We start from the raw sequence: 16,764 nt of genomic DNA, 5'->3' as shown, positions 1-16,764 counted from the left end.
GGCGCTGCGGCTGCCGCGCCCGCCTTGCATCAGGCGAATCCGCTCCAGGCCGCCTACCTGCTCTACACATCCGGCACGACCGGCCGGCCCAAGGGCGTGACCGTCACCTATCGCGGCTTGGGCAACCTGCTGGCGGCCGTACAGTCGGAGCTCAAGCTCACGCCCGACGATCGCTTCGCCGCCACCACCACGGCGGCGTTCGACATCTCGATCGTGGAATTGCTGCTGCCGCTCGTCACCGGCGGCTGCGTCGTGCTGGCGGCCGAGGACGAGGCCACCGCTCCCGACCGGCTGGCGGCGCTGATCGCCGCGGCCGGCGTCACCGCGATGCAGGCGACGCCGACGGTCTGGAACATGCTGACCACCGCAGCGCCCGGCGCACTCGCCGGGCTGAGGGTCGTGAGTGCTGGCGAAGCGCTGACCGAGGCGACATTGCGCCGTCTCGCCACCTGCCGCGTTGCCAGCGTTCATAACTACTACGGCCCGACCGAGACCACGATCTATTCGACCATGATGCGGTTCTCGGCCAACGACGGCGGGCGGCCGCCGATCGGCACGCCGATCGCCAACACCGTCATCCGCATCCTCGACGACTGGCTGGCGGACGTCCCGGCCGGCGTCGAAGGCGAGATCTACATCGGCGGCGTCGGGCTCGCGCGCGGCTATTGCAACCGGCCCGGTCTCACGGCCGAACGCTTCATCGCCGATCCCGGCGGCCCGCCCGGCGCGCGGCTCTATCGCACCGGCGACCGCGGCCGCTGGCGCGACGACGGCGTGCTCGAATGCTTCGGCCGCGTCGATCACCAGATCAAGATCCGCGGCCTTCGGATCGAGCCCGGCGAAATCGAGCACGCGTTGCAGCGTCATCCGGAGATCGCCGACACCTGCGTGATGGTGCGCGAAGCCCGCGGCAATCCGCAGCTCGTCGCCTATGTGGTGCCGCGACACGGCGACTGCCCTTCGCTCGACGCGTTGCGCAGCCATCTCACCTCGTTCCTGCCGGACTACATGGTGCCGTCGCGCATCATCGATCTGCCGGCGCTGCCGCGCAGCCGCAGCGGCAAGGTCGACCGCGCCGCGCTGCCCTGGTCCGAAGCGGAAGCGGCCGAGCGCGCGCGCCGTGCGCCGGACACCGTCACCGAGAAACGCCTCGCGGAAATCTGGGCGTCAGTCCTCGATCAGGATCACATCGGGATCGACGAGGATTTCTTTGCGCTCGGCGGCGATTCCATCCTCGCCATCCAGGTGGTGATGCGCGCGCGCCAGGCCGGCCTCGTCTTCAGTGCGCGCGACATCTTCCGGCAGCCGACGGTCGCGCGCCTGGCGGCCCATGTGCAACATCAGGCCGCAGCGGCGCCGGCGGTCCGCACGCCGGATATTTCGTGGCCAGAGACGGAAGAGCTGCAGCTCACACCGTTGCAGCTCGGCCTGCTGCGCCACAGCCTCGATGACGACGCGGCCGGCGCCTATCGCATGCAGACCGCGATGATCATCACGGGCAGCCTCGATGAAGCGGTCCTCCACGCCGCCTGGAAGGCGGTCGTGGCCCGCCATGCCGTGCTGCGGACGACGATCGGCGAGCGTGACGGCCGCTACGTCATGGTTATCAGGCCCGATGCCGAGGCACCATGGCAGACGCGCGATCTCAGCACTGACGACGATCCCGAGCAGACGCTGCGCGATCTCCTGGCGCATGACATGACGACGCCGTTCCGGTTCGACGGCACGCCGCTGCTGCGGCTGATGCTGCTGCGCCTCGCGCCGGATCGCCACGCCCTGGTGATCAGCAATCATCACGTGCTGCTCGATGGCTGGTCATTGTCGCTCGTGCTCGAAGACCTGTTCGTTGCGCGCGCGGCCCTTGCCGCCGGCCGTATCGAGGCGCTGCCGCCGCGCGCGCCGTTTGCCGCGTTCGTCCATTGGCTCGCCCAACGGGATCGCGAGGAGAGCGCGAGCTTCTGGCGCCAGCACCTTGCCAGCGCGACGACGATGGCCCGCATTTCGCTGCCGACGCCGGCCCGAGGCAGCGGCCAGCGCGCCTTGAAGCGGATGCTCGGCGAGGACAGGTCGACCGCGTTGCGCCATGCGGCACGGCGGCACCATGTCAGCGCCAACACGCTGCTCCAGGGCGCCTGGGCGATGATGCTGTCGCGCCTGTGCTCGTCCGAGGATATGGTGTTCGGGACCACGATCGCCTTGCGCCCGCCGGAAGTGGAGGGCATCGCGCGGATGGCGGGGCTGCTGATCAACACGGTCCCGGCGCGGATCAGGCTCACGGAGCAGGCGAGCGCCGGCGAGTGGCTGGCGCGGCTTCATGCCGAGCAGGCGGAACGGATGAGCTACGCATATGCTGGCCTCGGCGACATCATGCGCTGGACCGAGCGCGCGGAGGGCGAGCTGTTCGAGACCCTGATGGTGTTCGAGAACCAGCCGGCCACGTCGATGGACGGGATGCTCGACGATCTCTCCATTCGCGCGCTGCCCGTGGAACAGCATACGCATTATCCCCTGGCTGTCGCCGTCATGCCGGGCGACTCCTATGAGCTCGCGTTCAGCTACGACGCCGGCCGGTTCGCGGCGGAGGATATCGCGCGACTGGCCGACGACTTCATCGCCGTCATCGAGCGCCTGGCCGCGGCGGACCGCGATCTGCCGCTGCATCGCCTGCTCGGTGCCGACGCCAGGGATCTGCAGCAGATCGCTGCCTGGAACGCGACCACGCCGGTGGTCCTTGCCGAGGAGACGCTGACCGAGCTGCTCGACGAAACCGCCCGGGACCATGCCGACGAGCCGGCGCTGATCGGCGATTTCGGCCACCTGACCTATCGTGAGCTGCACGACGCCGCCGATCGCCTGGCCGGCCGGCTGCGCGATGACGGCGCGCGCCCGGGTGAGTTCATCGGCATCGCCTGCGAACGCCGGGCCGGCTTCGTGACCGCCGCGCTGGCAGCTCTCAAGGCCGGACTCGCTTACGTGCCGCTGGATCCGTCCTATCCGCCCGACCGCCTCGGCTTCATCATCACTGACAGCCGCGTGCAGCGCGTGCTGACCGATGGCGCGGCGGCCTGGCTCCCTCCGGCAGTCCGCCGCATCGGCATCGACGAACAGGACGTGCCTGCTGCGACCGGCAATAAGCCGCGCCAGCCGCGGCCCGCGATCTCGGCCGACGACCTTGCCTACGTGATCTACACGTCCGGCTCGACCGGACGGCCGAAGGGCGTCATGGTTCCGCATCGCGGCGCCGCTAACCTGATTCGCGCCCAGCGCGCCGCGTTTGGCGCAGGGCCTGGCGATCGCGTGCTGCAATTTGCCTCGCCCAATTTCGACGCCTCGGTGTGGGAGATCTGCATGGCGCTGGGCAGCGGCGCCGCGCTCGTGGTCGGCTCGCCCGATGACCTGCTGCCGGGAGACGCTCTTGCCGACTTCGCCCGGCGGCACGGCGTCAGCCACGCCACCCTGCCGCAGAGCGCGCTCGGCGTCATGGCACCGCGCGATCTCGACGGTTGCCGCGTGCTGGTGGTTGCCGGCGAGGCCTGCCCGGCCGAGACGGCACGGCTGTGGGCTCCCGGCCGGACCTTCATCAACGGCTACGGCCCGACCGAAACGACAGTGTGCGCCTCGCTCAGCGCTCCGCTCGCCGGCGACCGCACGCCGCCGATCGGCCGCCCGATCCTCGGCCTGCGCTGCCACGTGCTCGACGACAGGCTCACTCCGCTGCCGATCGGTGCCGCAGGCGAACTCTACGTCGCCGGCCGCGGCCTTGCGCGCGGCTATCTCGATCGCCCGGGCCTGACCGCCGAACGCTTCATCGCCGACCCGTTCGGCCGACCGGGCGAGCGGCTGTATCGGACCGGCGACCGCGCTCGCTGGCTTCCCGACGGCACCCTCGAATTCCTCGGCCGCAGCGACGCTCAGATCAAGCTGCGCGGCTTCCGCATCGAGCCGGGCGAGATCGAGGCGGTGTTGCGCCGGCACGCGACGGTGGAGGCTGCGGCCGTCGGTCTCGAGGCCAGCCGCGGCGATCAGCGTCTGGTGTGCTGGTGGTCAGCGAAAAGCGGTGCCGACGCTGCGCCGTCCGAACTTCGCCGCCATCTCGCCGAGCACCTGCCGTCCTACATGCTGCCGGCACAGTTCATCCGACTCGACAGCCTGCCGCTCAACCCGGCCGGAAAGATCGACCGGCGTGCGCTGGCGACGATGCACGGATCGGATGTCTCATCCGATGGTCGCACCATCGCGCCCCGCGACGACATCGAGTTCCGGCTGCAGGCGATCTGGCAGGAGCTGCTGCAGACGCCGTCGATCGACGTCACCACGAGCTTCTTCGAGTTGGGCGGCGACTCGCTGATCCTGATCCAACTGATCGCGCGCTGCCGCAATGAGTTCGGCCTCAAGCTGCGAGCCGGCGACATTGCCGCCGACCCGACCATCGAAGGCATGGCGCGGCTGTTGCGCGGCACGGTCCCGGCGCAACCGGCGAAGGCACTGGTGACGCTGCGCGGCAACGGCGCCGAGCCGCCGCTGTTCTGCATCCATCCGGCGACCGGAACGGTGTTCTGCTATCTCGACATCGTCTCGCGCCTGTCGGTGCCACGCCCGGTCTACGGACTGCAGGATGTCACCGGCCGCAACGCGGGGCCGGCGAGCCTCGTCGAGCAGGCGCAGAGCTATCTCCGGGAGGTCCGCAGCGTTCAGCCGCACGGCCCCTATCATCTCATGGGCTGGTCCTTCGGTGGCGTGGCCGCCTTCGAAATCGCCCGCCAGCTCGCGGCGGAGGGAGAGACGGTGGCGTCGCTGCTGCTGCTCGACGCGCCGGTCAAGCCCGCGGGCGGATGGGAGGTCAGCAAGGCAGAGATCATCGCCGACCTCACGGGCGAGGCCTCCGACGACGCGACGCTCGACTATGCGAGAGCCGCCGCGGTGCTGAGCCGCAGCGGCGAGTTTCCGCCGGACATCACCGCCGCCCAGGTGGAGGAGATCGTCGAGGCTTATGTCCGCTGCGGAAAGCTGCTCGGCACCTATCAGCCCACGCCCACCATGGGACACGCCACCTTCTTCCACGCGCGTGTGCGCGGCAATCCGGCTGCGCCTGCGGGCTGGCGCGAGCTGATCGGCGGAGAGTTCGAGCTGATCGAGCTCGATTGCGATCATGATGGTCTGATGCGCGGCCTTCATGCCGAGCGCGTGGCCCGGCGGGTGGATCAGTCATGACCGAGCATCGTTCCTCACCACTGTCGCATGTGACGCTCGAGGCGCCGATCCTCCAACGCCTGCAGCGCGCCGTGGCCGAGCAGCGCATTCCCGCACCGAGCCCAACCTACGATGAGGCGCGGGCCTGGTTCGCCATCGACACCGGGGCGGATCAGTCGGGCATCGTGGTTCGCGCGGCCCGCGAAACCGATCTCGCCGGCCTTGTCGCACTGGATACGGCCTGCTGGCCGGAGCCGCTGCGCAGCCGGCCGGAACGCCTCCTGCGGCGCATCCACCAGGCTTCTGGCGATCATATCGTGGTGCTGCGGCAGGAGCGCATCATCGGTGCGATCTACACGCAGCGGATCGCAGATGCGCGGGCGTTGCGCGATCTGCCCGCGGAACAGTTCGAGACGCTGCACGCGCCCGACGGCATGGTTGCGCAACTGCTCGGAGTCTGCGTCGATCCTGATCACGCCCAGACCGGCCTCGGCGAGGCGCTGGTGCAGTTGGCGCTGCGGATCGCCCGCGCCGCCGGCGCGACGACGATCGTCGGCGTGACGCTGTGCCGGGACTTCGCGGCCTCTGACGACGACATCATCGCCGCCTATGTCGCCCGCCGCGATGCCAACGGGCTGCCGGTCGACGCGATTCTGCGTTTCCATGCCGCACGCGGCGCTCGCATCGTCGACGTGCTGCCCGGCGCCTTCCCCGGCTACGCCGCAGGCGGCGAGGCCGGCGTGCTGATCGAATACGACGCGGACCGCCTGGATGCGATCACCACGAGCAGCGCCGGCCAGCCCATCGTCAGCGCGCGCGATCTGCCCGAGATCGTCGCCGCTACCTTGCGCGATGTGCTGGGGCCGGCGCGCGCGAAAGATTTCGCGCCTGGACGCACCTTGCATGCGATGGGGCTGGACTCGCTCGACCTGCACAGCCTGAGGGCCGGGCTGAACCGCGCGCTCGGCACCGCGATCGATGCCACCTTCTTCTTCCGTCATCCGACGCCGGAGCAGATCGTCAACGGCCTGATCGCGCCATCCTCTGCGCCGAAACGTGCGGCCGCCCCGCGCGGCAGCGCCTCATCATCGACCGCTCGCCACCAGCAGACAGGCCAGACCGCGGCGCCGGTGGCGATCATCGGGATGGCGTGCCGCTTCCCGGGCAACGTGACCAGCCCGGATGAGTTCTGGACGCTGCTCAGCGAAGGCCGCGATGGCATCACCGATGTCCCGGCCACGCGCTGGAATGCGGACGTTCTCTGCAATCCCGCCGGCGGTCCCGGACGCATCACGACGAGGCGCGGTGGGTTCATCGCCGATGTCGATCAGTTCGATCCCGGATTCTTCGGGCTGTCGCCGCGCGAGGCGGCGGCGATGGATCCGCAGCAGCGCCTGCTGCTCGAATGCAGCTGGGAGGCGCTGGAGCATGGCGGCATCGATCCCACCGCCCTCGCCGGTTCGGACACGCAGGTCCTGATTGGCCTGTTCGGACACGACTATGAGCGCATCGCCGGCGCCGCCGGACGGCTCGACGGCCACTACGGCACCGGCAACGCCGGATCGATCGCCTCGGGGCGCATCGCCTATACGCTGGGGCTGCAGGGCGCGGCGCTGTCGGTCGACACCGCCTGCTCTGCCGGCCTCGTTGCCGTGCATCTCGCGGTCAAGGCGCTGCGCGCCGGCGATTGCCGGATGGCACTGGCAGGCGCCGTCAACCTGATCCTCGGCCCCGAGCTCAGCATCGCCTTCTCGCAGGCCAGCATGCTGGCACCCGACGGACGCTGCAAGCCGTTTTCCGCCGAGGCCAACGGCTATGTGCGCAGCGAGGGCTGCGCCGTGCTCGCGCTCAAGCGGCTCGACGACGCGCTGGTCGATGGCGACCCCGTGCTCGCTGTGATCGAAGGCAGCGCCGTCAACAATGACGGCCCGAGCAACGGCCTCACCGCGCCGAACGGCCTGGCGCAGCAGGCTGTCATCCGCCGCGCGCTCGACGATGCCGGCATCGCCGCGTCCGACATCGACTATGTCGAAGCGCATGGCACCGGCACGCCGCTCGGCGACCCCATCGAGTTCAACGCGCTGGCCGCCGTGCATGGCGGCCGCGAGCATCCGCTGCTGATCGGCTCGGTGAAGAGCAATATCGGCCACACCGAGGCGGCCGCGGGCCTCGCCGGACTGATGAAGGCGGTGCTTGCGCTTCGTCACGGCGCGATCCCGCCGCAACTGCATCTCGGCGCCATCAACCCGCTGCTCGATCTCTCAGCGATCCCGGCCAGCATTCCAATCCAACTGCAAGCCTGGGAGCGGCGCGACGGCCGGCGCCGCCGCGCCGCCGTGAGCTCGTTCGGCTTCTCCGGCACCAACGCGCACGTCGTCCTCGCCGAAGCGCCGCGGCCGGACGACCGTCCCGACGATCCGCGGCAGCACCATCTGCTCGTCCTCTCGGCGCGCTCGCCCGCGGCGCTGCACGAGCTCGCGCGCCGCTACCTCGATCATTTCGCATCCGTCGGCGGCACGCAGGCGCCGGGCGACATCGCCGCGACGGCGGCCGCCGGCCGCAGCGCACAGCCGCATCGGCTCGCGATCGTCGGCAGTGGCCCGGGCGACTGGCAACGCGAGCTGAGCAGCCATCTCGCAGGAGAGCCGTATTCCGACGTGATGGCGGGCACGGCCGGCAACGCGCCCGTGGTCGCCTTCCTGTTCACCGGACAGGGCTCTCAATATCCGGGGATGGCCGAGGAGCTCGCCGGAAGCCATCCGGGTTTTGCTGCCGCATTGCACGAATGCGCTGAGCTGTTTGCGCCGTTCCTCGACAGACCGCTGCTGGAGATCATGAACCCCGCCCCCGGCGAGCCGGACATGATCGCGCAGATGCGCTACGCGCAGCCCGCACTGTTCGCGCTCGAATATGCCCTCGCGCGGCTGTGGATCGACGCCGGCATCACGCCGGCCGTGGTGATGGGTCACAGCCTCGGCGAAGTGACGGCGGCGTGCATCGCCGGGGCGCTCGACCTTGCCGAGGCCGTCGAGCTCGTCGCGATGCGCGGACGGCTGATGCAGGCGACGCCTGACGGCGCGATGGGCGTCGTGTTCGCCGACGCCGCCTTCGTCGAGCGCCGCGTGGCCGGCCAGGAGGTCGTGATCGCGGCCTACAACGGCCCGCAGAATTGCGTGATCTCGGGCGCGCCGGCCGCGGTCGAAGCCGCGCTCGCCGATTTCGCCCGCGAGGGCATCGAGGTCCACCGGCTGCATGTCTCGCGCGCGGGTCACTCGCCGCTGATGGACGGCATGCTGGCGCCGTTCGGCGACACCTGCCGCAAGCTGCATCCGCGGCGGCCGCGGATCAGCATCGTCTCCAACGTCACCGGACGATTGATCGATGACGAGCTGATGGACCCCTTGTACTGGGTGCGCCATGTGCGCCAGCCGGTCCGCTTCCGCGACGGCATCGCGACGGCCGCTGCGCTCGGCGCCAATGTGTTCATCGAGATCGGGCCGCGGCCGGTGCTCACCGGTGTCGCCCGCGATTGCCTTGCCGACAATGCGGTCGCGCTGCTGCCGAGCCTGGTGCCGACGGAGTCCGCGTGGCAGACCCTGTCGCGGGCGGCAGGCGAGCTGTTTGTGCGGGGCGCTGAGATCAATTGGCGCAGCCTCGATTGCCGGCCGCCGCGGCGCGTCGCGCTGCCGACCACGCCGTTCGAGCGCAAGCGCTACTGGATCGACCCGAGCTCGGACGCAGAACCGCAATCATCCCCACGCGTCGAAGTGCCGACACCCGATCCGGCCACCCTGATCGGTCCGATGATCCCGCTCGCGCTGGACGGAGCGGTTCATGCCACCAGGCTCGGCGGCGGCCGGTGGCCGGCCCTGGAGACGCACCGCATCGGCGAGAGCGCGACGCTGTCGGCGGCGGCGATGCTCGCGATGATGATCGAGGCGCATGGCAGCGGCCCCGGCGGAGCCTGCCCGATCAGCCTCGCGCCGCTGCGCCTGTCGTCGCTGGTCTTTCATCGGCCGCTGCATCTGCCGGATCACGGCGTCGACGTGCAGACCGTGCTGCTGCCGCAGGGCGCCGGGACGAGCCGCGTGCGGATCGCAAGCCGTAACGCTGCGGCGAGCTGGACGGTTCATGCCGAAGCCGAGATCGGCGACGTCGTCGTGGACGGGCTTGGCACGGCGACGGCAGAGCTCGACGCGCTCCGGCATGAACTAACAGACGACACGATCGATCGACTCGCCGAACGGCTGCGTGCCCAAGGCTGCGAGCCGGGCATCGCGATCGCGAGTCTCGCGGCTCTTACGACCGGCCGAGGCGAGGCGCTCGGGCAGATCGGCGCCGCCGACGTACCGCCAGCGCTCGCCGGTGCGATACGGCTGGACGCGGCGCTGCTGGCGGCGCAGGCCGTGCTGCCCGTCGCCATTCCTTGCGGCATTCCCGCGGGCTGCGAGCGCATCGACCTGCTCGGGGACATCGCGACGATCGCCTGGTCGCACGCACGACTGCGCGATGCCGCGCCCGACGGCAGCGCCGCCGTGGTCGACCTCGATGCCTCCACGGCCGATGGCGCACCGGTGCTGCGCATCAGCGGCATGACCTTCGTCCGCGCCGTCTCGGCGCGTCCGGCCGAGACGCCCGCGCACAATTTGCACGTGGTCGAATGGATCGACGCGCCGCAGCGCAAGCTCCCGCCGCGTCCTGCCGCGTCGATGGTACGGCCGTGGCTGCTGCTGTCCGATCACGCCGCGCAGGCTCTACTGCTCGCGACATCGCTCGGCCGCCGCGGCGTCCGCTGCATCGTCGCGACCGACGATGTCGACGGCTTCCGCCATCTCGACGACGGCGTCGAGGCCGTGATCGATATGCGGGCGTCGTCCGCCGAATTCACGGCCGAAAGCACGCCGGCCGAGCGGCTGACGACGATGGGACCACGCCTGCTCGCATTGTTGCAGCGGCTGACCCGGCTCGCGCGACCGCCGAGGCGGCTGTTCTCGCTCAGCCGAAGCGCCATGGCGGCCAGCGCAGAGGACCGGGCCGACGTCGCGCTCGCCGCTTTGCAGGGCCTCCCTCTCGTGCTCGGCCGTGAGCAGACCTGGCTCGGCATGCGGCTGATCGACATCGACGCCTCGGCCCTGAGCGACGCCGCCTTTGCCGACTGGCTGATCGGCGACCTCACCGACAGCGCGCCGGCGGAATGGCTGATGGCATGGCGCAACGGCCGCGCGCGCGTGCCGCGGCTCCGCGCGTCCGGCGCAACGGCCGCGACGAGGCCACTGGATCTTACCGGGCGAACCCAGCTGATCGCCGGCGGCGGCGCGCTCGGCGCCGCACTCGCCCGCTGGCTCGCCACCAGCGGCGCCACCCACATCGTGATCGCGAGCCGCTCGGCCGAGGCGGCAGCGCGCGCGCTTGCCGATGAGCTGCGGGCGCAGAACGTCACGGTGATGCTGCGCTCGACCGACCTCGGCCGGCGTGACGAGGTCGCCGCATTGCTCGATGCATGCAGCCGCGAACTGCCGCCGCTCGGCGGCGTCTTCCACACCGCCGGCAGCCATGATGACGGCGTGATCGAGACCCAGAGCTGGGATCGCATCAGCGCGGTGCTTGCGGCCAAGCTCGACGGCGCCTGGCATCTGCACGAGCTGACCCGCAGCCAGCCGCTCGATCATTTCGTGCTGTTCTCCTCGGCGTTCGGGCTGCTGGGTGCTCCCGGCCTCGCCGGCTATGTCGCCGCCAATGCCGGACTGGATGCGCTCGCCCAGCATCGGCGCGCGGCGGGGCTGCCGGCGCTCAGCATCAATTGGGGACCGTGGTCCGGCCTCGGCATGGTCGGCGCCGGCGAGCGGGCGACGCGGCGTGAGTGGACCCGGCAGGGCTTGCGCGAGATGCCGGGTGAAATCTGTCTCGCGGCGCTCGGCGAACTCATCAGGACCGATCTGCCGCAGGCCGCGGTGCTGGACGTCGACTGGGCGCAGTTCGCCAGCGCCTGCGCCGACGCGCCGCCTGCCCTGGTCGATGCGTTCGTGGCGCCGCAGCCCAAGGCGGCCGCGACGGCCGGCGCCGTGCCGTTGCGCGTGGTCCGGCCGGAGCCTTCGGCGGACGATCGGTTGCGGATGGAGCTTGCGCGCCTGCCAGCACGCCGCCGCCGTGCTGCGCTCGCCGACCATCTTGCCGGCCTGGTCGCCGCGGTGCTCGGCTTCGCCGGTGCTGCCGAGATCGATCGCACGCGCGGCTTCTTCGCGCTCGGCATGGACTCGCTCGCCACGCTGGACCTGCGCAACCGCATCCGCGCCAGCCTTGGCCACCGCATCGAGCAGACCACGCTGTTCAGGCACGGCTCCGTGGACCAGCTCGCAACCTTCCTCGACGCCGAGCTGTTCGATCGGCCGTCAGAGCTGACCGGAGTGCGGGCATGACGCGACGACGCGCCCCCATTGCCATCATCGGCGCCGGCTGCCGCCTGCCGGGAGGCATTGCCGACCTCGACACCTATTGGGATCTGCTCCGCTCCGGCCGCGATGCCATCGGCGAACTGCCGGCGGGCCGCTGGGACAATGACGCTCTGTTCGATCCCGATCGCCGCGCGCCCGGCCGCACCTATGTGCGGCGCGGCGCCTTTCTCGACGATGTCGACGGCTTCGATCCAGAATTCTTCAACATCAATCCGCGTGAGGCGGCCTCGCTGGACCCGCAGCAGCGGCTGCTGCTGGAGGTCGCATGGGAGGCGATCGAGAATGCCGGCGTGCCCATCGGCACGCTGCGGGGCAGCCGCACCGGCGTGTTCGTCGGCATCGGCCAGCCGCAATATGGACCGCGCGAGCTCTACGGCGCCGATCCCGCGTGCATCGGTCCCTATTCCGGCACGGGCGCCCTGCTCTGCTTCGCGTCGGGACGGCTGTCGCACGAGCTCGGGCTGAACGGACCGAGCCTGTCGCTCGACACCGCCTGCTCCTCCTCGCTGGTGGCGCTGCATCTGGCCTGCCAGAGCCTGGAGAACCGCGAGTGCGACCTCGCACTGGTCGCCGGTGTGCATCTGCATCTGACGCCCCAGGTCACGCTGTTCCTGTCGCGCACCGGCGTGCTCGCGCCGGATGGCCGCAGCAAGGTGTTCTCTGCCGACGCCGACGGCTTCGGCCGCGGCGAGGGCTGCGTCGTGCTCGTGCTGCGCCGGCTGGAGGACGCTGCCGCAGACGACGTGCTCGGCGTGGTGCGCGGCGCCGCGGTCAATCACGACGGACCGGCCAGCGGGCTCACTGTGCCCAACGCAATCGCGCAGGAGCAGGTCATCCGTGACGCCCTGACGGCGGCGGGTGTACCACCGGAGGCGGTCGGCTATGTCGAGACCCACGGCACCGGCACGCGGCTCGGCGACCCGATCGAGCTTGAGTCGCTCGCCGCCGTGTTCGACGCGCCACAGCGCACGACGGAGCTGCCGCTCGGATCAGTCAAGAGCAGCATCGGCCACCTCGAAGCGGCGGCCGGCCTTGCCGGGCTGCTGAAGACGCTGCTGATCCTGAAGCACCAGCAGGTGCCGCCGCAGCCGGGTGTCGGCACGCCGAACCCCGACATTCCCTGGCACGCCCTGCCATTCACGCTGCCATCGCGTCTCGAGGACGCGCGCGACGAGTTGCGCTTTGCCGGCATCAGCTCATTCGGCATGAGCGGCACCAATGCGCATGTCGTCGTGGAGCGTTCAGATCCCAGGTCGGAAGCGGAGCCCGTCTCAGTTGCGCATGCGTCGACGCTGCTGTTGTCGGCGCAAGGACCGCAAGGGCTGACGCTGCTGGCCGGTGCGATGCGCGACCGGCTCCAGGGCGTCAACCAGAATGAATTCGCCGGCATTTGTTCGAGTATGCTTCGGCGCAGGACGCCATTGCGGCACCGGCTCGCCATCGTCACTGATCAGCCTGACCAGGCGCGAGCCGCGCTCGATGCAGCCGTCTCGGGCAGTCGGCATCCGGCGCTGCTGATCGGCGAGGCCAGCCGCCGCAGCGGAGGCGCGGTCGCGTTCCTCTTCACCGGCCAGGGCGCTCAGCGCCCGGCGATGGCGCGCGCGCTGCACGCCTCCGAGCCGGTGTTCCGCGACAGCATCGAACGCTCGATCGCGCTGACCGCGCGCGAGTTCGACGTGCCGCTGCGTGATCTCCTGCTCGGCGACGTCGATCCCGGACAACTGCGCCGCACCGGATGGGCGCAGCCGGCGCTGTTTGCATTTGGACTTGCATTGGCCGAGCTGTGGCGCGCCTGGGGCGTGGTACCGGATGTCGTGCTCGGCCATAGCCTGGGCGAGTACACTGCGGCCTGCGTCGCCGGCGCCTTCAGCCCTGAAGACGGTTTGCGCCTGGTGTGCTGGCGCGCGGCCCTGATGCAGTCGCTGCCCGAGGGCGGCGCCATGGCGGCGGTGCGCGCCGATGCCGGGCGGCTCGGCGCGCTGGTGCAGCGCTATGGCGGCGAGGTCGAGATCACGGCGACGAATGCGCCGCGCAGCGTGACCATCGCGGGCCCGGCGCGGGCGATCGAGGATGTCATCGCGCGCTGCGGCCGCGACGGCGTGGCCGCGCAGCGCCTCGACGTCTCCCACGCCTTCCATTCGCAGGCGATGGAGCCGATCCTTCCGGCGCTGCGGCAAGCAGTGTCCGAGGTCCGGTTCATGACGCCGACCGTCGAGCTGATCAGCAATCTCACCGGCGCCGCCGTGAACGCCGACGACATCGCTGATCCCGAGCGCTGGTGCCGACACACGCGCGAGCGCGTGCGTTTCGAGGACAGCCTGCGGCAGCTCACGGAGCGCGACGTCACGGCCGTCATCGAGATCGGCCCGCAGCCGGCCCTGATCGGACTCGGCCGCCAGACCCTGCCCGATGCGGACATCTTGTGGCTGCCGAGCGTTGCGCCCGGCGCCGCCGATGCCTGGCAGATGCGCCATTCGCTGGCCGCGCTCGCCGTCGACGGATCGGCGGCCGATGTCGCAGCCAGCCAGCCTCCGGCGCCGCGCGTGCCGCTGCCCAATACGCCGTTCAACCGGCGGCCGATCCGCCTGGCGCCGGCCGCCGCGGCGGCCACGCCGGCACCGAACAACACGCGGGTGATCGGCCGCAGGCTCGCGCTGCCGCAGTCGCACGGCGAGGCGCGGTTCGAAACCGAGCTCGCCGGACGTGATCCGTTCCTCATCGAGCACCGCGTGTTCGGCGAGGTCATCGTGCCCGCCGCCTGGCATCTCGCCATGATCTTCACCGGCCTGCGGACGTTGTCCGCGGCCGGCCCGCTGACCCTGCGCGACGTGACGCTGGTGCAGGCCGCGCACCTGCCGCCGCACGGCATCGTCATGCAGCTCGTGCTGACGCCGGAGCCCGGCGGCCATCGCATCCGCCTCATCAGCCGGCGCGCCGATTCCGATCCGTTCGACGACGAGGCCTGGACCACCCACGTCACCGGTCGCGCCGATCTGCCTCTCAGCGCTCCCCGCGATTGGGAGCGGCACGGCGGCGCGCCAGCTCGATCCGGCGCGCTCGATGGTAGAGCATTCTACGACGACCTCGTGGCACAGGGCTTCGACCTCGGACCGTCGTTTCAATGGGCCGATGCGATCCACTGCGATGGCCGCGAGCTGACAGCCGAGCTGCGGCGTCCCGCGCATCTGGTCGATGTCACGGATGCCATCATTCATCCCGGGCTGCTGGACAGCTCGTTCCAACTGCTCAGCCGCTTCTGGGACCGCCGCGACACCGACATCGCGCGTCTGCCCTTCCGCATCGACCAGCTCCGCCTCTGGCCACACCGCATCGAGGCATCGCTTGCATGCGTCGCCTGGCGCGAAGACGGTCCGAACGCTCAGGGAAATTCTCCGGCGGCGAACGTGCAATTGATGATGGGCGACACGCCGCTGCTCGAAGCCAGCGGCTTCGTGTTCCGCGCCGCCAGCCGCCGCGTGCTGACCGGCGATACCGCGGCCGCATCCGGCAGAGCACCAATCAAGGCTGCGTCCCCGACATCAGCGATGATCTCCGTTGCGGGGCGCCATGCCACCGACCGCAGCCGCGCCGCGATCGAGCGGCATCTGCGCGAGCTGCTCGGCCATGTTCTTGGACTGGCCGATGCCGATACGATCGCGCCGCGGACGCGGCTGTTCGATCTCGGCCTGGATTCTCTTGCCGCCCTGGAGCTGCGCGAAGATCTCGGCGAGCGGCTGGGGGCGCCGCTGCATGCCACCCTGCTGTTCGACTATCCGACCATCGAGGCGCTGCTCGACCATCTCGGCGGCCTGTTTGTGGATCCCGCTGCACAGTCCGCACCTGCCATGCCTCAACCGGTCGCGACGGCCGAGATCGACGATCTGTCCGAGGAAGAGGCCGAGCTGTTGCTGCGTCAGGAACTGGAGCGACTGCAATGACGTCATCTCGCCATGATCAGCCGGTGATCGCGACCTATGATGCCGCCGATCTGCCCGCACGCCGGGACGAATTGCTCGAGCGCCGCCAGCCGGCGGTCATCTCCGGCCTGTTCAAGGGACAATTGCTCGGCGAGCTGACCGACGCGCAGAAGGTGCGCGAGGCGCTCGGCGACCTCCAGGTCATGATCGGCGTCAACTACATCGATGCGCATCTCGCCAACATCCGCAACTTCGTGCAGGGCAGCAGCGCCCCGATCGCGATCGACAAGAAGCCGGGCCTGCTGCGCGACTATCTCGATCTGATCGAGCGCGAGCCCACGACGCGCGCGCTCACCAGCGAGCAGCCGACGCCCGAGAGAATCCTGGACGATTGCAATCTCGGTGCGGTCGGAATCGAGAAAGTGCATGGCGGCTACGGCAATCCGCTCGCGCAGCGCAGCGCGAGCGAGGCGCATTCGCTGATGTTCGTCGCCAATGCCGGCAACGCCTCCGATCTCCACACCGACTGGGACGGCCGCGACGTCCTGCTGCATCAGGTGTTCGGCCGCAAGCGCATCGTGCTGTTTCCGCCGAAATCCGGCTTCAAGCTGTTTCCCATCGACATCTTCTCGACCGTCGCGGTCAACGCGATGGACGATGCCGAGCGTGCGGCGCTGATCGCCTATGCCGGCGGCGTCGAGGTCGTGGTCGAGGCCGGCGAGACCATCCTGATGCCGGCGTTCTGGTGGCATCACGTCGGCTATGTCGATGCCGCGATGTCGGTGAGCTTCCGTTTCGGCGGCGTAACCGATCCCGACGCGGTCGCCCTGATCGGCAGCGTGCACCGCGATTGCCACATCCAGAACATCGTCGCCGGCACGTTGGATCCACGCCGTGCGGAGGCGAGCAAGGCCGCCGCGCGGCGGCTGCGCGCGGCTGCGGCCGAACCGGCGCCGAGCGCACGCGAGAAGTACCGTGCGATGCGCATACTCGCCGCCGAATGCTATCGCAGCACGCTGCTTCCGGGCGAGCAGGCACCGGCCGAGCCGGTGATCACCGCCGAGGACTTCCTCGACGGCGCGCTGTGCGCCTTCTACCGGCGCCCGCCCAAGGGCCCGGCTTGGCGCCAGCGCATCTGGCAGAAGCGCGAGGCGTTCAACGAGGCCGTCCGCCGCTTCGGCCGGCGGCTGGCCTATCAGGCCTGA

The 16,764-nt window shown here is 70.3% G+C and carries 4 protein-coding genes (1 of these 4 only partly in view); all 4 read left to right on the top strand.

All coding sequences use genetic code 11. The features are described 5' to 3' along the window. Tightly spaced (each overlapping or abutting the next), the 4 genes in view from ACQR1H_RS28775 to ACQR1H_RS28760 form a layout consistent with a single transcriptional unit that may run on beyond the window. A protein-coding gene (locus ACQR1H_RS28775) for a non-ribosomal peptide synthase/polyketide synthase (RefSeq protein ID WP_434908567.1) crosses the window boundary here: on the top strand, window positions 1–5,211 show its final stretch. The gene continues 12,678 nt to the left of window position 1, outside the view; only the last 5,211 of its 17,889 coding nucleotides appear in the window; its start codon lies beyond the left edge, outside the window; it ends in the stop codon at window positions 5,209–5,211. Then, entirely contained in the window at window positions 5,208–11,606 is a 6,399-nt protein-coding gene (locus ACQR1H_RS28770; RefSeq protein WP_434908566.1) for an SDR family NAD(P)-dependent oxidoreductase, read from the top strand. The genes ACQR1H_RS28775 and ACQR1H_RS28770 overlap by 4 nt, the downstream gene beginning before the upstream one ends. Beyond that, complete coding sequence (locus tag ACQR1H_RS28765) at window positions 11,603–15,580, top strand: type I polyketide synthase (protein ID WP_434908565.1); 3,978 nt, start codon at window positions 11,603–11,605, stop codon at window positions 15,578–15,580. Before ACQR1H_RS28770 ends, ACQR1H_RS28765 begins: the two co-directional genes overlap by 4 nt. Then, entirely contained in the window at window positions 15,577–16,764 is a 1,188-nt protein-coding gene (locus ACQR1H_RS28760; RefSeq protein ID WP_316182728.1) for a cupin-like domain-containing protein, read from the top strand. Before ACQR1H_RS28765 ends, ACQR1H_RS28760 begins: the two co-directional genes overlap by 4 nt.

Origin of the sequence: Bradyrhizobium sp. HKCCYLRH2015, assembly GCF_051168215.1 — a bacterium.
Lineage (GTDB): Bacteria > Pseudomonadota > Alphaproteobacteria > Rhizobiales > Xanthobacteraceae > Bradyrhizobium.
The sequence above is the reverse complement of the archived record's forward strand: the minus strand, read 5'-3'. Positions and strand labels throughout refer to the sequence as shown.